Origin of the sequence: Azospirillum sp. RU38E, assembly GCF_900188385.1 — a bacterium.
GTDB lineage: Bacteria > Pseudomonadota > Alphaproteobacteria > Azospirillales > Azospirillaceae > Niveispirillum.
Genome location: NZ_FZOI01000002.1, coordinates 231,992 through 253,610, shown reverse-complemented (window position 1 = coordinate 253,610; position 21,619 = coordinate 231,992). Strand labels below are relative to the sequence as shown.

General features: G+C 63.1%; 15 protein-coding genes and 1 pseudogene. 6 read left to right on the top strand and 10 right to left on the bottom strand.

Annotated elements, in window-relative coordinates:
• Positions 1-58 precede the first annotated feature (58 nt).
• The 3 genes and pseudogenes from CHB97_RS06335 to CHB97_RS06325 all read left to right on the top strand — a co-directional run.
• On the top strand, positions 59-1,150 hold the full coding sequence (locus tag CHB97_RS06335; protein ID WP_160105613.1) for an alpha/beta hydrolase: 1,092 nt from the start codon (positions 59-61) through the stop codon (positions 1,148-1,150).
• A 90-nt stretch (positions 1,151-1,240) separates the two neighbouring features.
• Positions 1,241-4,165, top strand: coding sequence for a TonB-dependent receptor domain-containing protein (locus CHB97_RS06330; protein WP_200819843.1), 2,925 nt, complete (start codon positions 1,241-1,243; stop codon positions 4,163-4,165).
• Positions 4,166-4,491: 326 nt separating this feature from the next.
• A pseudogene (locus CHB97_RS06325) lies at positions 4,492-4,813 on the top strand (winged helix-turn-helix domain-containing protein); the annotation flags it as partial.
• A gap of 181 nt (positions 4,814-4,994) precedes the next feature.
• On the opposite strand, the gene CHB97_RS06320 reads toward CHB97_RS06325, so the two are convergent.
• The 9 genes from CHB97_RS06320 to CHB97_RS06280 all read right to left on the bottom strand — a co-directional run bounded on the left by CHB97_RS06320 (position 4,995) and on the right by CHB97_RS06280 (position 16,882).
• Entirely contained in the window at positions 4,995-6,248 is a 1,254-nt protein-coding gene (locus CHB97_RS06320; RefSeq protein ID WP_089287114.1) for an MFS transporter, read from the bottom strand.
• A gap of 94 nt (positions 6,249-6,342) precedes the next feature.
• Positions 6,343-7,557 (bottom strand): MFS transporter, encoded by a 1,215-nt coding sequence (locus CHB97_RS06315; RefSeq protein WP_089287113.1) that lies wholly within the window; start codon positions 7,555-7,557, stop codon positions 6,343-6,345.
• A 109-nt stretch (positions 7,558-7,666) separates the two neighbouring features.
• A complete protein-coding gene (locus CHB97_RS06310; protein ID WP_160105611.1) occupies positions 7,667-9,019 on the bottom strand; it encodes an MFS transporter in 1,353 nt (450 codons plus the stop codon).
• Between the two features lie 82 nt (positions 9,020-9,101).
• Complete coding sequence (locus CHB97_RS06305) at positions 9,102-10,115, bottom strand: DUF1838 family protein (RefSeq protein ID WP_089287111.1); 1,014 nt, start codon at positions 10,113-10,115, stop codon at positions 9,102-9,104.
• A gap of 160 nt (positions 10,116-10,275) precedes the next feature.
• Complete coding sequence (locus tag CHB97_RS06300; RefSeq protein ID WP_089287110.1) at positions 10,276-11,166, bottom strand: alpha/beta fold hydrolase; 891 nt, start codon at positions 11,164-11,166, stop codon at positions 10,276-10,278.
• A 24-nt stretch (positions 11,167-11,190) separates the two neighbouring features.
• Complete coding sequence (locus CHB97_RS06295; RefSeq protein WP_089287109.1) at positions 11,191-12,414, bottom strand: cytochrome c family protein; 1,224 nt, start codon at positions 12,412-12,414, stop codon at positions 11,191-11,193.
• 133 nt (positions 12,415-12,547) lie between these two features.
• Complete coding sequence (locus tag CHB97_RS06290) at positions 12,548-14,011, bottom strand: NAD(P)/FAD-dependent oxidoreductase (protein WP_089287108.1); 1,464 nt, start codon at positions 14,009-14,011, stop codon at positions 12,548-12,550.
• Between the two features lie 160 nt (positions 14,012-14,171).
• Positions 14,172-15,686, bottom strand: a complete 1,515-nt coding sequence (locus tag CHB97_RS06285) for an aldehyde dehydrogenase (protein WP_089287107.1) — start codon at positions 15,684-15,686, stop codon at positions 14,172-14,174.
• A gap of 47 nt (positions 15,687-15,733) precedes the next feature.
• Positions 15,734-16,882 carry an FAD-dependent monooxygenase gene (locus tag CHB97_RS06280; protein WP_089287106.1) on the bottom strand — a complete coding sequence of 383 codons (1,149 nt, stop codon included), beginning with the start codon at positions 16,880-16,882 and terminating at the stop codon, positions 15,734-15,736.
• A 329-nt stretch (positions 16,883-17,211) separates the two neighbouring features.
• Between CHB97_RS06280 and CHB97_RS06275 the strand changes: the two genes are divergently transcribed.
• On the top strand, positions 17,212-18,033 hold the full coding sequence (locus CHB97_RS06275) for a helix-turn-helix domain-containing protein (RefSeq protein ID WP_160105609.1): 822 nt from the start codon (positions 17,212-17,214) through the stop codon (positions 18,031-18,033).
• Between the two features lie 248 nt (positions 18,034-18,281).
• On the opposite strand, the gene CHB97_RS06270 is transcribed toward CHB97_RS06275, so the two are convergent.
• Positions 18,282-19,790, bottom strand: a complete 1,509-nt coding sequence (locus tag CHB97_RS06270) for an aldehyde dehydrogenase (protein WP_200819842.1) — start codon at positions 19,788-19,790, stop codon at positions 18,282-18,284.
• Positions 19,791-19,998: 208 nt separating this feature from the next.
• Between CHB97_RS06270 and CHB97_RS06265 the strand changes: the two genes are divergently transcribed.
• Both CHB97_RS06265 and CHB97_RS06260 read left to right on the top strand, forming a co-directional pair.
• Entirely contained in the window at positions 19,999-21,213 is a 1,215-nt protein-coding gene (locus CHB97_RS06265) for a class I SAM-dependent methyltransferase (RefSeq protein ID WP_089287306.1), read from the top strand.
• A gap of 69 nt (positions 21,214-21,282) precedes the next feature.
• A complete protein-coding gene (locus CHB97_RS06260; protein ID WP_200819841.1) occupies positions 21,283-21,618 on the top strand; it encodes a hypothetical protein in 336 nt (111 codons plus the stop codon).
• Position 21,619: the final 1 nt, after the last annotated feature.

Here is a 21,619-nt window from a genome sequence, read left to right as displayed (position 1 = left end):
GTCGGGCCGATCTATCATCCGGACCCGAAAAATCAAAAATATCGGTCGGGGGGAAAGAATGAAGCGTTCCGTCACCGCCATGTCCGCCATCTTGTGCCTGTCGCTGTCTGCCCTGTCGGCTGTCAGCTTGCCGGCCCATGCTGGCGGTGCTGATATCGCGGCCAAGGCCGATATCGGGGCCTCGGTCCAACAGGTGGGGGCTGACACCCTCTCCACCGTCAGCGTGCCCTTTGCCGATGGTGTCATCGGTCTGCCGGATGTGGTTTACAAGACCATCCCCGGTTACCGGCCCTTGAAGCTGGACCTGTTCCTGCCGCCGGGTGCCGGGCAGGATGGCAAGGTTCGGCCGGTCATTCTCTATATCCATGGCGGCGGCTGGATGGGGGGTGGCCCGCGCCGCAGTGCCGCCTTTCAGGACTGGCCCAAGGTGCTGGCCGCCATCGCCGCCCAGGGCTATGTCGTGGCCTCTGTCGGGTATCGCTTTTCGGCGGAGGCGCCGTTTCCCGCTGCTGCCAAGGATGTGAAATCCGCCATCCGCTGGCTGCGGGCCAATGGTTCCCGCTTTGGTGTCGACCCGGCGCGGTTCGCCGCCTGGGGCCAGTCGGCCGGCGGCCATCTGGCCGCACTGGTCGGTGCGACCTGCGGCGATCCCGCCTTTGCCGAAGATGCACCGGCCCCCGCGCGGCCAGCGACGGTTGAAACCGTGCCCACCGGGGCCGGCGGGACGGATCAGGCATCCGACTGTGTGCAGGCCGTGGTCTCCTGGTTCGGCATCTATGATCTGTCGACCATGCCCAGCTATCTGAACAAGGATGCCCCGCCGACGGAACCGATGCGCCGGTTCCTGGGCTGCAGTGCGGCCGGTTGCGATGGGGAGCGTGCGCGTCTGGCGTCCCCCCTTGCGCATGTTGATGCCAAGGATCCCCCCTTCCTGCTGCTGCATGGGCGCGACGATAATGTCGTGCCGGTAGCCCAGCAGGAACGGTTTGCCACGGCGCTGGCGGCGGCCAAGGTCTCCGTCAAAACCCGGATTTTCGACGGCGCCAACCATAGCTGGATCGCCGAAAAGCCGGAGCGCACGGCAGAGGTCAGCCGTCAGGCCCTGGCCGACACCATCGATTTCATCGGCAGCATCCTCAGCCCCCGCTGAGCGGGACCAAACAAAATCAGCAAAATCAAAGCCGGGGGCCCACGCCGTTTCGGAACGGGAACCCCTGTGCGTGAGGAAAGGGAGGATAAAATGAAAACCAAGATGAACCTGATGCGGCACAGCGCCTCGCCCTTGGCGCTGTCATTGGCGGCCGGCATGGCGCTGGCAAGCCCGGCCCTGGCACAGCAGGCCGGGGCGGAGAAGGCGGAACTGCTGGAAGAAATTGTCGTTACCGGCTCCCTGATCCAGCGGCCCAACAATGTCGCCGTCAGCCCGATCACCACGGTATCGACGGAATCCATCAAGGAAAGCGGTCAGGTCGAGATTGAAGCGGCGCTGAACCAGTTGCCCTCCTTCACTGCCGCCGGCACGTCCAGCACGGGAGGCCAGGGCGCTGGCGGCCGCGCCAGCCTTAACCTGCGCGGCCTTGGCTCCAACCGCAATCTGGTGCTGCTGAATGGCAAGCGCCTGCCTTTGTCCGACATTAACGGCAATGTCGATATCAACATCCTGCCCGAAGCCATTATCGGCAGCATTGATGTGATCACCGGCGGCGCTTCGGCCATTTACGGTTCCGACGCCATGTCCGGCGTGGTGAATTTCAAAACCATCCAGCCCTTCAACGGCGTGCGCGCCGATGTACAGTTCGGCCAGGATGAACGCGGCGATGTGTTCAAGAAATCCGCCTCCGTCACACTGGGCAGCGCCTTTGCCGAAGATAAAGGCCATATGATGCTGACGGCCAGCTACACAGACCGGCCGGGCCTGAAAGGTTCCAAACGTTCCTTCTTTGAATTTGTCACTCCCTCTTCCTTCATCGGCACCAGCACCTATGTGCCCAACGCGGCCAACCTGCCGACGCAGGCGGCCATCAACAGCGTTTTCAGCAAATATGGCATCGCGGCCCCGGTGGGGCGGACGCTGAACCTGGGCTTCAATAATGACGGATCGCTGTTCACCCAGACAGGGGCCGTCAATTACAAAGGCCCGACTGACAGCGGCTATGCCATCATTGCCGGCAATGTCCGAATGCCTGTGGGCCAGCAGGTGCAGTTCCAGAACGCCCTGGAGCGCAAGACGGCCTTTGGTTCCTTCGATTATGAACTGACCGAAGGCCTCACCGCCTATGGTCAGTTCATGTATGTCGACAGTGTGGTGAATACGGCCAGCGGCGGCAGCCTGACGCAGATCGGCAATCTGACCACCATTCCGACCAGCAACCCCTTCATTCCGGCCGATTTGCGCACCATCCTGGCCTCGCGCCCCAACCCCAACGCGCCCTTCACCTGGAACGGGCGCTATGTCGGCATCGCCGACAAGAACTGGGATGAGCAGTACAAGGTCAGCCAATATGCGCTGGGGCTGAAGGGCGATCTGGGCGGCAGCTGGAAGTGGGATATCTACGGCTCCTATGATGAGAGCCTGCATGATCAGGCGCTCTATAATGCCGTGGTGAAAAGCAAGGTGCAGACCCTGCTGAATGCGGCCGATGGCGGCAATGCGCTGTGCGCTGGCGGCTTCAATCCCTTCGGCATCAGCAACGCCACCCGCATTTCCGACGCCTGCCAGAACTACATGACCAAGACGGCGATCAGCGTGGAGAAGCTGACGCAGTCCCAAGTACAAGGCCAGTTGTCCGGCCCCGTGCTGGAACTGCCCGCCGGCCCCCTGCAGGTGGCGCTGCTGACCTCCTACCGGCGCAATACTTATCGCTATACGCCCGACAGCGATCTGGCGGCCCAGAATATTGAGGCGGTGACCGGCTCTGCCCCCGCCCGTGGTAATATCAACCTGAAGGAAATTGCCGGTCAGGTGGATATCCCGCTGATCAGCGGGGCAGAATTTGCGGAGGAACTGGCCATCGGTGCCGCCGCCCGCTATTCTGATTATTCCACCACAGGCAGCGTCACCAGCTATGAGGCCGATCTGCGCTGGCGGCCGGTCAATTCCCTGATGCTGCGCGGGTCGTACCAGCGCGCGGTGCGCGCCCCCAATATCGGGGAGCTGTTCTCCCCGCCGACGGGCACCCAGGTGCAGTTCGGCACGCCGCCGGCATCGGTCGGTGACCCCTGCGACGCCCGCTCCGTGGCCCGTACCGGCGCCGGCGGGGCACAGGTGCGGGCGCTGTGTATCGCCCAGGGCGTGCCGGCCAACATCGTTGATACCTACACATTCCCCACCACGGCCACGGGCGGCACCATCCGCGGCAATCTGGCCCTGAAGCCGGAAAAGGCCAACACCTTCAATGTCGGCGCCGTGCTGACCGTGCCGGGTGACAGCCCCTGGTACAGCGGCACCGCCATTTCCGTCGATTATTATAACATCAAGATCAAGGAAGTGATCTCCGGCGTGCCGGGCCTGACCACCCTGTCCAAATGCTATAATCTCGACGGCTCCAACCCCAGCTACGCCGCGTCGAACGAGTTCTGCCAGTTGCTGACCCGTGACGCACAGGGGCAGCTGCAGGATGTCAGTATGCCGTTCCTGAATCTGGGCGGGCTGGAAACCGACGGCATTGATGTGCAGATCAATTGGTCGGCCAGCTTGGCGGATATCGGGGCCGATGTTGGTGACGCCAGTGCTGAAATCTATGTCACGCCCGTCATCGGCTGGGTCAATCACTATAATATCCAGACCCTGCCCGGCAGCAGCTTCCAGGATTATGTCAATACCAGCACGCTGGGCCGCGCCCTGCCGCGCTGGAAGGCCTTGACCACGGTGGGCTACCGCTCCGACCTGTTCGGTGTCGGCCTGCGCTGGCGCTATCAAGGGGCGATGGAAGATGTGACGGCCGTAACCACGCCCAACAATCCCGCCCAGGGTGTGCCCGCCTATAATCTGGTCGACCTGTTCGGCAATGTGCGGGTGAGCGAGACGATCGAGCTGCGGGCCGGTATCACCAACCTGTTTGATCGCGGCCTGCCCACCGTCGCCAGTTCGCAGAACAGCACCGACGTGGGTGTTTATGACGCTGTCGGCCGCTCCTACTATATCGGGCTGCGCGCGAAATTTTAGGCCCGCATCCGGTCGGCCCGCTTGAAAGGATCCCCCATGTCTCGCCCAGGATTGAAAGGCACCTACACGGCTCTCGCCCCCGGGGAATACCTTTGAAATACTGGAAATGCTGACAGACCGCCCCAGCGGAATGTTGGCTTGCCCTGGAAAAGGGGAGAGCCATTTGCTCGCGGCCGCACGCCCCATGCCGCGTGAAACCAAGCCGTTGGCATGTTGACACCGGCGATTGAGAGGCACGAAAGCGTGACCATCGGTCATGATTTCGTGCCTCTGGTATTTGTATGTTCCCTTGTATCGGTGCTGTGATTCCGTGCCGGCCAGCGATTTTGTCCGCAGAACAACTGGAAGCGCGTGCCTGTTGGGTGCACCACGGCACCGATCAGTAGAAGGATGGCTTCGTTCGCTGGCGTTTGAGCGATTTGGCGATGCGGATTTCTGATCGCTTTCACGTGGCAATCGCTGAAGGAGTGGTCGGCAAGATCCTGCATCGGCTGGGCTTCAGCCACATCTCAGCCTGGCCGCTTCACCCGGTCCAAGACACGCAAGCCCTTGAGGCGCATAAAAAACTTTGCCACGCTGATCGCCGCAGTAATCCCGGACAACGCACGCGGCAAGCCCCTGGAATTATGGTGGCAGGGTGAGGCCCGCGCCAGGCATCATCGATGCCTGCTGCAACGCATGGAACAACCTGATCGCACAAACAGGGAAAATTCTACAAATCGCCTCAAGGCCATGGGCAACCGTCAAACATTAAGGAGATTGCATGGCGGGTTCAACAGATTGTTGTTCTCGGCAAGCGCCGCGGATGCTCTCTGCGCCATTTTCGTATTCAGGCCATGGCCAGCTGATTTTCCGTGAGTTTGCGGCTGCGGGACAGATCGGGATAGCGCCCCAAACCCAGCAGCAGGACCGCACCCAGCACAAAGCCGACAGCGCCCAGCAGCAGGCCGGTATCGTAACTGCCGTTCAGCACATAGATACGGCCGAAAATATAAGGGCCGAAGCCGGCGCCGACGGCAAAGAAGGCATAAATCGCCCCATAAATGCTGCCATAGGCCCGCATACCGAAATAACGGCTGACCAGAAAGGCCATGACATCATATTCGACCCCGGCGGCGAAACCGATCATCGCCACGGCCAGCATGGCCATATGGCTGTTGATCGTGTCCCCCGTCATGGCCCAGCAGGCCAAAGCCGGGACGGACAGCAGCACAAAGGCCACCCCCGGCGCCCAGAACCGGTCAATCAGCCAGCCACCCGACAGGCGCCCGACAATCACCGCCGGGCCCAGCAGACTGGCGATAGAGACCGCCTCGGCAGTGCTGATCCCTTTGGAGCCCAGAATACGTTCCAGGTTGGGGATCGGCCCGCCCACGGCGAAGGCGATGGGCAGGAAGGCTAGGGCCAGCACCCAGAAATGGCGGGTGCGCAGGGCCGCCGCGAAGCTCACTCCCTCCAGCACCGCTGGCGCGGTGGCATGGCGGGCGGTGGGCACATCCTCCCGGTCGCGGAACCAAGCCAGCGCCAACGGGAAGGCCAGCAGCAAGGGCAGCAGCCCCAGCCCGACATACGCCAGCCGCCACCCCACCTCCCCAATCAGGAAATTCGCATAAAGCTTCGCCATGGTGCCGAACAGGCCGGTGCCCAGCAGGGACAGGCCCAGTGCCAGCCCGCGATGCTTGTTGAACCAGTTATTGACCGGCCGGGTCCAGGTGATGGGCAATGTGCCCGCCCCCACCGTGGCCAGCAGCAGCCAGTTCAAATAGAACAGGGTCAGCGAGCCATTGCCAAGCGCGAACAGCGCCAGTGACAGGCCAAACAGCACCACCGACACCAGCGTCACCCGCCGCACGCCATAGCGATCGGCCAGAACGCCGATGATGGGGGCCATCACGGTGGAACCAAAGGTCTGGATCATCAGGCAGACCATGATCTGATCCACCGCCCAGCCAAACGCCGCCATCAGCGGCGCCACGAAAACACCGACCGTATAGAAGGGAATGGGCGACAGGCCGGTGCCAATGCCCATGGCGGCTGTGGCCACCACTTTCCATCCCTGCTTGAACTCCGATTGCTCCGTCATCACCCGTTCCCTGTTCTGCTTTTGCAGATATGTTAGGGCCGGGCCATGCTGCTATGCGGCAAAGAGAGTGTGAGCCTGTCCACCTGGCGGACAATTACTCCTGAAACCGCGTCGGGAAGCGCCCCAAGCTGGCAACCAGCGCACCACCGACGACGAGACCGGTGATACAGGCCATCAGGCCGGCCTGATATCCGCCCGTCATGTCATACAGCTTGCCCAGTGTGATCGGTCCCAGCCCGGCCCCCAGGGCGAAGAAAGCCAGTTGCCAGCCGTAAATCTGGCCGTAATTTTTCAGCCCGAAGTAACGGCTGGCCAGATAGGCCACCAGATCCACCTCTGCCCCGGCGGCCAGCCCGATCATCACCACCGCCAGGATGGACAGGGCCACAGGCGCGCCTGCCAACGTCAGCAGACCGCAGGCAATCGCGGCGACAATAAAGGAACCGAACGCCACATAGGGGGCGTGCAGCCGGTCCACCAGAAAGCCCACACCAAGCCGGCCAACAATGATGGCAAAGCCAAGCAGGCTGGCGATCCAGACTGCCTGCGCCCGGTCCATCCCACCGCCGGCCAGGATGGAGACCAGATGCACGATCAGGGCGGCAACCGCGAAGGAAACCAGCAGGAAGCCCAGACCCAGCATCCAGAACTGGCGGGTGCGCAGTGATGCCGCCATCGTAAGGCCGGGCAAGGCGGCGCTGTCCCGCTGCTGTCGCGGCCCCGCCCCGCCATCCCGGAACAACAGCCAGACCGTGGGCAGGCCCAAGGCAGCCACGAGCACACCCTGCCCGATATAGGCGGTCCGCCAGCCATGATCGGCGATCAGCCATTGGGTGAAGGGCGGGGCCAGAATGGCGCAGACGCCGGTGCCGGTCAGCGTCAGCCCCAGGGCCAGCCCGCGCGCCTTGTCAAAACCGGCATTGATGGCACGCGTCCAGACCACCGGCAGGGTGCCCGCCCCCAGCACCATGGCCAGACCGAAGGCCAGATAGAAGCTGAGCAGATTGGGGCCGATCAGGCTCATCCCCGCCAATCCCAGCGCCAGCCCGCTCAGCGATACCAACCCCACCTTGCGGCCGCCGAACCGGTCGGAGAGGCGGCCCACCAGCGGCCCCAGAAACATGGTGGTGGCCGTGGTCAGCAGCGTGGCGCCCGACAGGGCTGTGCGGGACCAGCCGAATTCCTGCCCCAGCGGCCCCATGAAAATGCCCAGCGTATAGAAGGTCAGGCCGGTGATGCCCAGCCCCACCCCGGTTGCCGCCGCCAGCACCAGTTTCCAGCCGCGCTGAAATTCCCCAAAGGCCGCCATCTCTGTCCCCAAGATTCTCTTTATCAATATGTTATCTGGAAATTGCTGCACCGCAAAAACAATAAGGTCCAAGAAGGGGTTACCGCGTCCCGGACCTTGATCTTCCCATTCAGGTGCGGCCAAAGCGCCAGAAAATTGCCGCCGCCGTCAGGTTCAACAGGGCCGGCACCACGCCGAAGGCCAGCATCACCCCGGTGATGGCCAGATCGGTCTGGGCCTGGCCCATCACGGCACGGGCGGAATCAAACCCGAAACCGGAAAGCAGCAGCCCCACCAGCAAGGTGCCGCCAAGGCCAAAGCCGATCTTGTCCACCGCGATCCAGGCGCCGGAATAGAGCCCGGCATGTTTCTGATCGTCGCCGGCAATGTCCGACATCATGGAGAAGCTGAGCAAAGCCCAGCCGGAATTGAAGGTCGCGGCGATGAAGCACAGCACATAGGCCGCCACCGTGCCGGCATCGGCGCAGAAGGCCCAGACCATGTAGGTGGCGCCATAGCCGATGGCGGACAGCAGATAAACCGGCTTCTTGCCCACCCGCTTGGCCAGCGTCACCCAGACTGGCTGGGCCACAACAATGGCAGTGCAGGCAATCGCCACCAGCCCGCCGATCAGCTGGAAGGCATCGGTACGGGCCATATTGTAGGTGAGGAAATACAGCATGGAAGCATAAGCCATGCCGGAGCCGGCCAGTTGCAACAGGTTGGAGCCCAGCAGAACCGAAAAGCGGGGGGCCGCCAGCACCTGCAGCGCCTCCCCAAAGCTCAGCCGCTTCCCATCCGATGCCACCGCCGGGGCCACACCGGCCTGACGGGCGGCTCGGGCCGCCCCGAAGAAGGCCACCCCCAAAGCCAGCGGGCAGACCAGCGCCAGGAAGCGGGCCATCTCCTCATAAGCGCCCTGCCCGCCACCACTGCTCTGCACGATATAGGGGGCCACCGAACCACCCACCAGCACGCCAATGGCCGTGAAGACCAGCCGCCAGGCCATCAATACGGTGCGCTGATGCGTATCGGAGGATAATTCGCCGGCAATGGCCAGATAGGGCACGGAGAAGCTGGCAAACACCGCCATATAAAGGCTGAAAGCGGCGGTGACATAGGCGGCCTTGCCCAGCATCGGCAAGGCCGGCACATGGAACAGCAGAATGATGGCCAACGGCGCGCCGGCCGCCCCCACCAGCAGCCACCAGCGCCGGGCAAACCGGTGTTTCCAGCGGTCGGACAGGATGCCGACCGCCATATCGCAGCCCACACCCAACACCAGCTTGGGCACAAAGATTGCCGCCCCGGCCAGGGCCGGTTCAATGCCTAGCACGGTGGTCATGAAGAACAGCAGCAGCAGCGACGGCACATCGCGGAACACCTGCCCCGCCACCTGCCCCACACCATAGCCAGCCTGTGCCGCCAGCCCCAGTCGGCCGGTGGCGGGTGGCGGCACAATCTCGGACACCGCACTGGTCATCGCGCGGACCCCTTTCCAGATGGGTACAAAAGAAATCGCCATGGCGTTGGTGACGCCATGGCGAAGTTTTCAGGAGGAAATCTTACTTGCCCGGCAAGCTGCGCGGCGGCGGGGGCTGCGGCGGGGTCCACCCCGCCGGCACCGCTGCCGGCTTCTGTTCGCGGGCAAAATTCTCCAGGCTGGAGAGGGAGGGACCGTAATCACTGTCCGGTGCGGCCAGCCATTTCGGGTCCATGGCACGGGCAGCGGCGGCCAGATCGGCGGGGATCTTGTCGATGCTGTCATAGGCACCGAAGGAACAGAAATAGCTGATATGGCCGGGGGCCTGCCCCATCAGCATCCAGGGCAGCCAGGGGGTGATGCGCGACCAGGAACCGACACAGGGCACATGGGTCAGGGCCGCATTCTCCACATCCTTGCGCTTCACCACATAGGTGAACATTTCCGAGACGCGGTTGAAGGAGCCGGCGGACTCCCGCGGCCATTTATCCGGCTGCAGGGCCGAGGGATAGAACAGGTGGATATCAGTGGTCAGGATGATGGTGTCATCCGGCCCTTCACGCCAATCCAGCAGGAAGGGGCGCTTTGGCGGCTTTTCCTTGTTCAACCCACCATAGGACGGCGGTTCCGGCTGGAATTCACCGATGGTGAAGTTGAACGGATCATTGGCGATGGGCACAACCTTCACATCCTCGTTGGTGTACGGGTTGTGCCAAGTCTTCATGATCTCGCCGGTCTTGATGTCGCGGTAGAAGCCGATCTCCCGCAGCATCCGGCGCCAGCTGCCATCTTCCAGCTGCTTGGAACGCACGAAGCTGAAACCATCCAGCACGAACAGGGGGCGCACCGGTTCATTATCCCGCACGCCATAGACATTACCCCGGAACCAGCCGATCTTCTGCTTGGTCGGATCCAGATCCATGTCCAGCCGGGCAAAGGTGTCCCGGTTCCATTTCGGATCTTTGAAATCAATCTTGGTGACGAAGGACGGGGCGGCTGCGCGGGCCATGCCCGGCAGGGTGGCGGCTGCCCCCGCTGCAACAGCCAGCGCCGCAAGGCCAAAACTTTCCCGTCTCGTCAGTTCCGGTCCGGACATCTGATCTGTTTCCCTGTTCTGAAGTGCTGATTAGATTTGGGAGGCGCCCGCCTTGCACTGGCGACCGCCCCTGTTCCAATGCTGCTAAATCTTTTACCCAACGCATCAAACGCGAAACAAGGCCGCGTGCCGACGTCCACCTGATGGATGTCAGACAGGCTTACTTCAGGGTCAGGATCGCCGGCCCATCTGTTGCCAGCCGGCTGCGCAGCACCTGCAACGCGCCCTGATCCCCCCCGCCATGGGCCCGCATGAACAGGATGGACAGGGAAGCGGCGATGGACAGGGCCGCTTCCTGCTTCGGCCCCGGCAGTTCTGGCCGGCAGATGCCGCCGCCGAAATAATGATCGACCCCGGCCAGCACCAGGGCATAGCGGTTGCCCCCGGCTGCCGCGTCATCATAGGCCAGCAGATGGCTGCGCCAGTCGGCATTGCCGCCAGGCGGAACGTCACGGTCACCAGTCTGGATCAGGGCCGGCACAGCCAGCCCGGCATAATCCCCTTGATTGACCAGCCCCATGCCACCACCGGGCGGGGAAAAGGCGACCACAGCCGTGGCGCGGGGATCACGCAGCGGCGTCTTTACCGTTTCCGGCACCTTTGGCCCGGCCCCGCCCAGGCAAAGCGCCACCAGTGCCCCATAGGAATGGCCGGCGGCGATATAGGGGCCGCCTATATGGTCGGCCACGGCGCGCACATCCTCAATACGCGCCGGCCAGCTCGCCATGCCCTGGAAAGCGGCACGGTCGGGGTGGTCGGTCGAATCCACATGCAGCGGTGCCAGCACCTCATAACCCGCCTGGGTCCAGGCATTGATCAACGACAAATATTTCCATGGCGCCGACAGGGCGCCGTGGGAAAACAGGATGCGCCCGCGCGGCGAAAGGCCAGCGGCAGACCAGCGATGGACCGCCACGGCGCGACCGGCCGCCGTCTTCACGGAAAGCAGCTCAGAATCCGCAGATTGTCCGACGGCCGGTATCACCCCCAGCAGGGAAATAGCGGCCATCCCCGCCAGCAGCGAACGACGATCAAAAACGCTCTCTGTCATCTCGATTTCCCCTTCCGCCCCGGCTTACGGTGCCGCGGAGCCGGTTTCCCGCTTCAGGATGGTGATGATGGCCTGCTGGCGGGCCGGATCGGTGATATTGCCAGAGGAGATGATCATGCCCGTCCCCGGCGCAAAGGCGTCCGGATTGGCCAGGAATTCGGCCAGGGCAGCATCGGTCCAGACCTCCCCCGCCTTGCCACGGGCCGCCAGGCTCTCGCTATAGGGGAAGTTGGGGACAGAGGCCATGCGCTGGCCCATGATGGCATAAAGATTGGGGCCGACCAGATGCCCGCCGCCCTTGTTGAAGGTGTGGCAGAACACGCACCATTTGAAGGTCTCCGCCCGCACCTGCCGTTCGAAATCCGTCTCAGGCGGCAATGGCTCCACCACCAGCGGCGTTTCATGCGAGGTGATATGGGCTTCCGCCTGCACCATTTCCCCCTTGGGGAAGGGGGAAACCCGGAACAGGGCATAGGGGCCGTAAAGGCCAAGCCCGATCAGCGCCAGCGCCCCGATGCCGGCAAAGACCGCCCCCTTGGGCGCCCCTTCCCCGCTGCTGCCCGCCTTGCCGCGCCGGACCAGACGCGCCAGCCCCCAAATCACCGCGCAGATCGCCAGGAAGATGGCGACCACATAGGGGCCGCGATCATAGGATTTGAAGGTGGAGAGCGCGAACAGCGAGACGGAGAAGCTGAGCAGCACATAAAGCCCGAAACCGCGCGGGAAGGCGGCAAACAGCCCCTTGCCATGCCGAAACAGGAAATAGACGGCAGAAATCAGCACACCCAGTTTCAGCACCAGCAGGCTGGTGCTGATGCCGGAATGGAAATAGCCGGTAAAGACCCAGACATTCCGGTTTTCCCCGATCAGCGCCGGCAATGCTGGCAGCGGACCGTAATGCACCGGCATATCGTGGCTCCAGGCCACCAGATAACCAAAAAGCGGCGTGATGAAGAACAGGGTATAGGTTGCCAGCACCAGCCCCATGGCCCAGGTCCGGGCACGCGGCGGCAGAGCCGGTACCGGTTGCGGTGCCTGGCCCCGGAACCAGCGCCAGAGCCGGACAGCGGCCAGCACCAGCAGCAGGGTTCCCACCAGATAATGCCAGCCGCGCAACTGTTCGCGCATTGGCCCCAGCTTGTCGGCACGTGGCATCAGGGTGGTCAGCACATCCTGTGCCAGCACCAGCAAGGGCAAGGCGTAATCCAGCGCGATGTCGCGCATCCCGGCATTTTTCTGCCCGCTCATCCTGTCCTCTCATCCTGCGGCGGCCATCCTGATCAAAGGGGCCGCTTATGCTGTTCTGGTTTTTATATGCAAAGAAGGGGCTGAATATTCGCCATATTCAGCCCCCACCGCGCCTACTTTCCTGTTGAAAAGCTTAAACCTTTTCCAGAATTTCCATGGCTGCGGCCTCCCCCGTCTCCATGGCCGATTCCATGCCGTGTTCCAGGCGGCGCAGATGTTCGCCAGCGAAATGGATGCGGCCGGCCGGCTTGCCCATATCGGCGGCAAAGCGCTTGACCTGACCGGGTGCATAGAAATGTTTATTGCCGCCCACGAACGGGTTGCGCCCCCAGCTATAGCCGAGCTTATAGTCCAGGGCGCCGGCAATAGCTGGGCGTACCTTGACCAGCTCGGCCATCACCAGATCGGCCTGCTGGGAGACATCGCGGTCATCCCAGCGGGTGGCGCCGTCACCATTCACCCAGACGATCAGCGTATCAATCTCGCCCGTCTCCGCCCCTTTGAGCGCGAAGGCGCGTTCAAATGCCAGATCGGTCCAGAGCGAGGGCGGCAGCCCGTCCTTCTCCCAATAGGGTTTGGTGATCCGGTAATGGAACTGGGTGGTGGCGGAATAGCGCGCACCCGCCACGGCATTGGCCGTGGCTTCCGGCAAGCCGGGGGTGAAGCGGATACGACGCAGCGCGCTGAAGGGCGCCGCCATCACCAGAAAGCGGCTGGTCAACACCTCGCCATTGGCCAGCTTCACCTGCACCTTGTCGGCCGTCTGATCCACCGCGACCACCGGATTATTCAGCCGCACCGGGTTTTTCAGCGCCGCCGCCATGGCCTTGGGCAGCACATCAGAGCCGCCGACAATATAGCTGCGCTCCATATTATTGACGCCATATTGCGGCTTGTTCGGATCGACATAGCCTTCCACCTGCGCCCGCGCCATGTCACGGAAGATCGACAGGGTGGAAACACTTTCCAGGCTGGAGCCATTCAGGTCGATATCGGCCAGCCGGATGGCCGCTTCCGACACGCCCTTGGACCGCAGGAATTCCGCCGCTGAGACGTCATAGACCATGTTGGCTGCTTCCAGCCAGGCATTGGTCTGCTTGAAGGGCAGCCACTGGAACAACAGCTTGTTCTGCAACACATAGGGCAGAATCTCCCGCTCTGCGCCGACGGTCATGTTGTTGGAGGCCTTGGCCCAGTCGGCCGGCAGAACGGAGGCGCCATCGACATGGATCAGGAAATCGGTCGGCTTGCCACCCTTGGTGGTCAGGCCGACATTCAGGCGCTGACAGGCATCGCGCACGCGCCCATACAGCGCGCCCACCTCGCTGGCGCCCAGTTCTGCCTGATATCCCTCGGCACGGCCGGTGCGCAGACGGCCGCCCACGCGATCCGATGCTTCCAGCACCTGAACATTGAGCCCCTGCCCTTCCAGGATGGACGCGGCGTTGAGGCCGGCCAGCCCCGCCCCGACCACAATCACGTCGACATGCGCGGGACCAGCGGCCCAGCCCTTGGCAGCAACGATCAGCGGGGCGGCGATCATGCCCCCTACCAAGGCGCGACGGGAAACTTGCGGCGGGCGGATCTGGCTGGTCATGAGATTCTCTACCAATCGCGGATGGGAAAAAGGCTTCGGTACCAAGATCAGGGCAATTAACAACAGGGGCAGAACCGGACAGAAGTTGTTCAGTCAGCTAATAACCTGCACTGTTTTTTCACAAACACACCGCCCCCGATTGACCGTCTAGTGGATGGGGTCAGAGCCGTGCCGTCACGGCCTTGGTTTCCAGATAGGCGTCCAGCCCTTCCTTGCCGAATTCACGGCCCCAGCCGGACTGGCGATAGCCGCCGAAGGGGATGTTGGTTGCAATGGCGCCATGGCAGTTGATGGAGACCTGGCCGGAGCGGATGCGCGACACCAGACGGTGGGCCGTGGACAGGCTGCGGGTCCAGACACTGCCCGACAGCCCATAGACCGTATCGTTGGCCAGCGCCGCGATCTCTTCGATATCGTCGGTTTCCAGCCGGTTGACACACATGACGGGCCCGAAAATCTCTTCCCGAAACACTTTCATGTCGGTGGAAACATTGGTCAGGATGGTGGGGGGCACGAAATGACCCGGCCGGTTCAACTTCTCCCCGCCGGTCACCAGGGTGGCCCCCTGCTGCAGGCCGCTTTCGATATAGCCGCAGACGCGCGCCGCCTGTCCGGCGCTGATCAGCGGGCCGAACTGCACCGACGGGTCCAGCCCATGGCCCAGCTTGAAGGAGCGGACAAAGGCCGCCATCCCTTCCACCAGCCGGTCATGGATGGCGGCATGGGCGAAGATGCGGGTGCCGGCCATGCAGTTCTGGCCCTGCAGGAAGAAGGTAGCCATGGCGACACCGGGAATGGCAATGTCCAGATCGGCATCCGGCATCACCACCACGGGCGACTTGCCGCCCAGTTCCAGGGAAACCTTTTTCAGGTTGCCCGCCGCCGCCTGCACGATCTTGCGCCCCACCTCGGTGGAACCGGTGAAGCTGATCTTGTCGACATCCGGATGCTGGGACAGGCGGGCCCCCGCCGTTTCCCCCGGACCATTGACGATATTGACCACGCCGGCCGGGAACCCAGCCTCCGCAATCAGCCGGCCCAGCAGCACGGCCGACAGGGGGGTTTCTTCCGACGGTTTGACAATGACGGTGCAGCCAGCTGCCAATGCTGGTGCCAGCTTCAGCACCAGGGTGGAGAGCGGTACGTTCCAGGGCACGATCAGGCCGACCACACCCACGGCCTCCCGGATCGTGTAGGTCAGCGCCTCTGCCGTGGCGGTGACATGCGGGGGGGGCGTGGTGGTGGTGCCCTCGATGCGGAAGGCGCCACCGGCGTAATATTCAAACATCTCCACGCAATTATTCACCGTCAGCCGGGCGATGAAGCCCGGCATCCCGTTATCCAGGATTTCCAGTTCGGTGAAGATATCGGCATCCCGTTCCAGCAGCCGGGCCAGCCGCATCAGCAGCCGGGACCGTTCCGGCCCGCTGCTGCGCCCCCAGGCACCGGCAAAGGCCCGGCTGGCCGCCGCCACGGCGGCATCAATTTCCGCCACGCCACCGCTTTCCACACTTGCCAGGGGCAGACCGGTGGCGGGGTCGACACTGGTGATCGCCTCCCCCGCCCGACCCTTGCGCCATTCCCCGCCAATGAACAGCAGGTGCGGTTCACCCAGGAAGGCGGCTGTGGCCGGGGAAATGGCGTGACCATCAAAAGGCTGTGGCGAGGCGGACATGATTTCCCCAGAAATAGAATGAAAAGAAGGGCTTGGAAGCCAATCGGTTACACAGGTATGGTGCGGCAGTCATAATCCAGAAGACCGAGGGTGTCTTCATTGCGCAGCGCAGAAAGACCAAACAGTTCCGTATCCGCCGACTGCATCCGGTCTGCATTGGCGTTGGATTCCAGCTGGATGAAGGTGGCCCGCTCATGACGGGCCGCGACATAGCGCTTCAGCCCCTCGGCAATGCTGTCCGACGCCACCAGGGCGCGGGTCAGCACGATGGCATCTTCAATGGCACAAGCGGCACCCTGGCCCATGAAGGGCGTCATGGCGTGGGCGGCATCGCCCAGCAGGGTGACCTTGTCATCGACAATCCAGCTCGACAGCGGCTTGCGGGCATTGATCGCCCATTTATAGAGCTTGTCTTCCGGCACGGCAGCGATCATTGCCTGCACCTCCGGCGCCCAGCCAGCAAAGGTGGTTTCCAGATCGGCGCGGCTGGCCGCAATGGTCCAGCCATCCTGGACCCAGCCTTCCTGGCGGGCAAAAAACACCATGTTCAATATCTTGGACTGGCGCACCGGATAGCGCACCACCATGCGGCCGGGGCCAATATGCATCCCCGGCCATTGCGCCAGATCCGCCAGGCTGTCATCTACCGGTGCCAGGGCGCGCCAGGCGACATGGCCGGTAAAATGCGCCACGGCCGGTTCAAACACACGGCGGACCACCGATTTCAACCCATCGGCCCCGACCAGCAAATCCGCTTCCAGCCGCCTTCCATCATGCAGCACCACCGTGCTGCCCTCCACCGCCACGGCGGCGGCATCGGTCAGCAGGGTGACGCCGGCGCGGGCCGCCGCATCCACCAGAATCGCGTGCAGATCGGCACGATGGATATAGACATAAGGCGCGCCGTGCTTGGCCCGCATGTCGGCGCGTTCCATCGGGCGTAGCAGTCGCCCATCCTGCCAATGCTGGATACGCTGGCGCCGCGGTTCCACGCCCGCTGCGGCAATCTGCTCGCACAGGCCGACATGGATGAAACCCTTCATGGCGTTGGGCGACAGGGTGACACCGGCCCCCACCTCCCCGAAGGCAGGGGCCGCCTCCGCCAACGTCACCGTGAACCCCTGCTGTTGAAGCGCAATGGCGGCCGTCATGCCGCCGATCCCGCCCCCGACGATGGTGATCCTCGCTTTATTCATTTGTTTGGAAAACCTTCAGGTCCGTGTCCCGACGGCCCGCTGCCGTCCCCGCGTGGAATTAAGACGGGGTGCCATTGGTGGGGCATAGATGGACACAGCCCCCTGTCCGCACGGTGGTCGCCCCCGTGACCGCCTGACCGGAGGCCGGACAAAATTCGTCCACCCCACGGACAGAATGTGACGATTCAGGCTTCCCTTTTTTTACGGGAATAGCGATTATGCGAAAAAAGATGATCTAAAATTATGCCAATAGAACAGGCATAACAAAACAGGCAACAATAACAGGACAACGGAGAACGGGTATGGACAAGGTTAAACCAGTTCGCGCGATGCTTCGGGTGCTTGATGTGCTGCAGGTGCTGAACAGCCGCAATGGCGTCACCGTCACCGACGTGGCAAACGCCATTGATCTGCCGCGGACAACAGCCTATCGGGTGTTGGAAACGCTGTGTTCGGCCGGCTATGCCGTGCGCGACACCTCTGATGATCATTACCGTCTGACGGTGCTGGTGCGCTGCCTGTCGGATGGCTATGATGATGAAGCCTGGGTGACGGAGGTGGCGCAGCCGGTGCTGTCCCAGCTGGGCCGCAAGCTGGTCTGGCCGGTTTCCATCAGCACCAATCAGGGCAACAGGATGCTGCTCCGCTACACCACGGACAAGCAGAGCCCGCTGGCGCTGGAGCGCTATAATGCAGGTGTGCGGCTGCCGCTGCTGAACAGCGCCACCGGCCGTTCCTATCTGGCCTTCAGCCCGGCGCCGCAGCGCGCCGCCCTGCTGGACATCGCCCTGGGCTCCGGCGAGGAAATGGAAGGGGCTGGTCGGGAACGCGCCCTGATTGAAAAGACGCTGAGCCATATCCGCAAGGTCGGCTATGCCATCAGCGTTCGGCAATATCGCGGTGAGTCCACCGCTGCGGTACCGATCTATAGCGGCACCAACCTGCTGGGCTGCGTCGGGATGCGCTTCATGGACAAGGCCGTGACCGAGTCCGTTTTCGCGACCAAATACGTACCGGACTTGAAAGCGGCGGCTGCCGAAATCGGTGACTCCTTCACCGAATGGAAGGAAGCGCGCGACCTCAACCACCAGCAGCCGCTTGCCCCCACCCGCCGTTGGGACTGGACGCTGGAACGCCGCGTCGAGCATTGACGCTGGAGTTCAATGCTGTTTCTGAAGCTTACGCTTCAATCTTTTGAAACCAGGGCCGCGTCACGCGACGCGGCCCTGTTCATTTTTATACCAATCTCCCTTGATCGTGACCGATCCAGGGAGATTTTTTGTTCCCTCAATCGCCGGGCGCTGCCACCGGCAGCTTGGCTTGACGCCGCTACCAAGCGGCGGGCCGGCGGTCGCCGGCCTCCACCCCGCCGAAAGGTAAACCTTTCGGCGGGGTGGTATTACAGCACGGCGCAGACCGTCTTCCAGTCCAGGTAATTATCCAGGGCTGCCAGCCCGCTGTCCCGGCCATAGCCGGACTGCTTCACGCCGCCGATGGGCAGGCTGGCATCGAACATGGAATGGGTGTTGATCCAGACCGTGCCGGCATTCAGCCGGCGCGACAGCCGGTGCGCCTGGGAGAAATTCTGCGTCCACACGCTGGCCGCCAGCCCGTAAACACTGTCATTGGCCGCATCCACCACCTGATCCAGATCGGTGAAGCGCTGCACCACCAGCACCGGGCCGAACACCTCCTCCTTCACAATCTCTGCCGCCGGATCGACATTGGCAATGATGGTGGGGCGGATGAAGGTGCCGGCCGGGCCCAGCCGTTCCCCCCCGGTCAGCACGCTGGCGCCGGCCTTGCCGGCACCCACGATCAGCCCCTCGACCCGCTGCGCCTGTTTGGGGGAAACCAGCGGCCCCATCTGGGTGGCCGGGTTCAGGCCGTGGCCCAACTGGATGCCATTGGCCGCCGCCACCAGCCCTTCCAGCACCTTGTCATAGATATCGGCATGGACATAGGTGCGCGAACCGGCGACGCAGACCTGTCCACCATTGAAAAAAATGGCATTGGCCGCACCGGGAATCGCCAGATCCAGCTCCGCATCCGGCAGGACGATCACTGGCGACTTACCGCCCAGTTCCAGCGTCACCCGCTTCAGATTACCCTTGGAGGCATCCAGGATGGCGCGGCCGGTGGCGGTGGAGCCGGTGAAGGCCACCTTGTCCACCCCGCCATGCCCGGCCAGCGCCGCACCGGTTTCAGCCCCCCGGCCGGTAACGATGTTCAACACGCCCGGCGGCAGGCCGGCTTCCTGCATCAACTCACCCAGGCGCAGGGCGGTCAGCGACGTATCCTCCGCCGGTTTCAGCACGATGCTGCACCCGGCGGCCAGGGCCGGGGCCAGCTTCATCGCCGTCAGCACCAAAGGCGAATTCCAGGGCACGATGGCCGCCACGACCCCCACCGGTTCCCGCACTGTCCAGGCATGAACCTGCTTGCCGGGCGGCTGATAGGTGACCGAGGGGGTGATGGTGCGGCCTTCAATTGCCATGGCCTGACCGGCGAAGAAGCGGAACTGCCCGATGGCACCGGGGATTTCCGCCCAGCGGCCAACATAGAGCGCCTTGCCCTGGTCCAGCGTTTCCAGCTCCGACAGCTCGTCAATATGACGTTCCATCAGATCGGCAATCCGGTTCAGAATGGCTGCCCGTTCTGCCGGCACCGTGGCGGCCCAGCCGGGAAAGGCAGCGCGGGCGGCCGCAACCGCCCGGTCCACATCGGCCGCACCGGCATCAGGAATCTCCGCCAGAATCCGGCCGGTGGCCGGATCGATGGTGGGGATGGTGTAGCCCGACAGGGCCTGCACCCATTCCCCGCCAATCAGCATGGCGCGCCGCGCCGGGGCGGACAGCAGGGCGCGGGCGGCCTCGCTGCTGGGGCTGGTGGCTTCTAACAAGGTCATGGTCGGGTCGCCTCCCGGATATAAGGATGGCTGGATTTGACGGGACATAGCCCTTTCAGGGCAGCGCTTTCATCATCACTATCCACCATGCGGATGGTGGCGGGGCGGAAACTGTCCATCAGGCGAACAGATGGGGGCAGCGGGCTTCGCAGAACCGGCGCTAGGCCACACCATCACTGAAAATCACCGACATACAGGGATGGTGGAGATGCTGAACACGTTCCAGCAGGCGCCGCACGCGATGCTGCCGCAGGCCACGGCCGATGAAGCCTCACGTCAGGAATTCAGCAAAAGCCTGAAGCAGTTCATCCAGAGGGGCTTGCTGCCCGGTCTGGGCCCCATCTACAAGACCCGCGCGGTTGACCGCTACAGCCAGGAGACCGGCAAGGCGCCGACGCCCGACCGCCATGGCATCCGCAAGGCGATGGTGCGGGATGTCTATTTCCAGCATTATGCCGCCGTCAACCGGATCAGCCAGGAATTGCTGTGGGATTCGGTAATTGACAGCATCGAACGCCAGGAAGGCGATCTGGCTGCCGCCGCCAAGGAATGTTCAGCCAAGAACAAGGGTCAGTTGCTGATCCCCGACAATTTCGAGGTGCCGAAATATGTCGCCGCCTTGGACATCCATTGTATGCCCGGCGGCTATCCAGGCGAGGAAAAGCCGGCGGAGATCAATGGCGGCGTTCTGTATGACCGTGGCGTCTATCTCTATTCCATGGGCTATACCGGCCCGAACAATGATGATATGGGCCGGTCGGTCTGCAACTATATCAAGCGCCGCCTGAACGGCTTCACGCCCAAGCGCATTCTCGACATGGGCTGCACCGTGGGCCATTCCACCCTTCCCTATAAGGAACTGTTCCCGGACGCAGAAGTCTGGGGGGTGGATGTGGCCGCCCAGCAGGTGCGCTATGCCCATGCCCGCGCCGGCGCCTTCGGCCTGGATGTCAATTTCGCCCAGATGAATGCGGAGAAGACCAGCTTCCCCGATGGTCATTTCGATCTGGTGGTTAGCCATATCCTGCTGCACGAGACATCCGGCAAGGCCATGCCGCGCATTTTTGAAGAATGTTTCCGCGTGCTGGCCCCCGGCGGCGTGATGATCCATGCCGATCTGCCGCCGTTCGACCTGATGGACCCGTTCACCCAGTTCATCCTGGATAACGAGACCTATTATAATAACGAACCCTTCTGGGGGGCGATGCGTGAGGTGGATCAGGTGGGGCTGGCCCGCAAGGTCGGTTTCGCGCCGGACAGCGTGCGCTTTGATACCGCCCCGATGGCGGTGATGGAGTTTGCCGCCCAGGCCGCCGGCTATAGCCAGGAAGCGGCAGAAGGTGTGGCTGACCGTGATTTCGTGGCGGGTGAATTTGCCCCCGGCGGCGGCTGGGAAGTGCTGATCGCCCAGAAGCCGGCCTGATCCGGCCGTGGGGCGGCACCAAGGCCGCCCCTGCCCGCCAAGCCCCCGCCCCCCATTCGGATGAAAGCCATGAACCGCAATTCCAAGGGCAAGCGCCCGCAATTTTACGACAACAGCGCCAATGACCAGATGATGTCGATGATCATGGTGCTGGCCAGCGAAGTGTCGGTGCTGGCCGACCATATTGACAGCATCGAGCGTGTGGCCGCCGTCAACGGGCTGGATCTGGCCGGCGGCATTGCCAAGCTGCAACTGGACCAGCCGGCGCTGGAGGCACGTGAAGCCCGCCGTCAGCAGATGCTGGAACGCCTGTTCTATCTGATGCGCAAGGAAGCCGCCGAAGCCGCTGCCCATGAAACGGCGGAAGGCTACAGCGCTGTGATCGACGAAATTGCGGTTGCCTGAC

Coding starts and splice junctions, on each gene's coding strand:
- CHB97_RS06300 (WP_089287110.1), bottom strand. CDS start 11,166: ATGACAGAGAGCGTTTTTGATCGTCGTTCGCTGCTGGCGGGGATGGCC.
- CHB97_RS06265 (WP_089287306.1), top strand. CDS start 19,999: ATGCTGAACACGTTCCAGCAGGCGCCGCACGCGATGCTGCCGCAGGCC.
- CHB97_RS06295 (WP_089287109.1), bottom strand. CDS start 12,414: ATGAGCGGGCAGAAAAATGCCGGGATGCGCGACATCGCGCTGGATTAC.
- CHB97_RS06280 (WP_089287106.1), bottom strand. CDS start 16,882: ATGAATAAAGCGAGGATCACCATCGTCGGGGGCGGGATCGGCGGCATG.
- CHB97_RS06285 (WP_089287107.1), bottom strand. CDS start 15,686: ATGTCCGCCTCGCCACAGCCTTTTGATGGTCACGCCATTTCCCCGGCC.
- CHB97_RS06315 (WP_089287113.1), bottom strand. CDS start 7,557: ATGGCGGCCTTTGGGGAATTTCAGCGCGGCTGGAAACTGGTGCTGGCG.
- CHB97_RS06290 (WP_089287108.1), bottom strand. CDS start 14,011: ATGACCAGCCAGATCCGCCCGCCGCAAGTTTCCCGTCGCGCCTTGGTA.
- CHB97_RS06270 (WP_200819842.1), bottom strand. CDS start 19,790: ATGACCTTGTTAGAAGCCACCAGCCCCAGCAGCGAGGCCGCCCGCGCC.
- CHB97_RS06305 (WP_089287111.1), bottom strand. CDS start 10,115: ATGTCCGGACCGGAACTGACGAGACGGGAAAGTTTTGGCCTTGCGGCG.
- CHB97_RS06310 (WP_160105611.1), bottom strand. CDS start 9,019: ATGACCAGTGCGGTGTCCGAGATTGTGCCGCCACCCGCCACCGGCCGA.
- CHB97_RS06330 (WP_200819843.1), top strand. CDS start 1,241: ATGAAAACCAAGATGAACCTGATGCGGCACAGCGCCTCGCCCTTGGCG.
- CHB97_RS06275 (WP_160105609.1), top strand. CDS start 17,212: ATGCTTCGGGTGCTTGATGTGCTGCAGGTGCTGAACAGCCGCAATGGC.
- CHB97_RS06260 (WP_200819841.1), top strand. CDS start 21,283: ATGAACCGCAATTCCAAGGGCAAGCGCCCGCAATTTTACGACAACAGC.
- CHB97_RS06335 (WP_160105613.1), top strand. CDS start 59: ATGAAGCGTTCCGTCACCGCCATGTCCGCCATCTTGTGCCTGTCGCTG.
- CHB97_RS06320 (WP_089287114.1), bottom strand. CDS start 6,248: ATGACGGAGCAATCGGAGTTCAAGCAGGGATGGAAAGTGGTGGCCACA.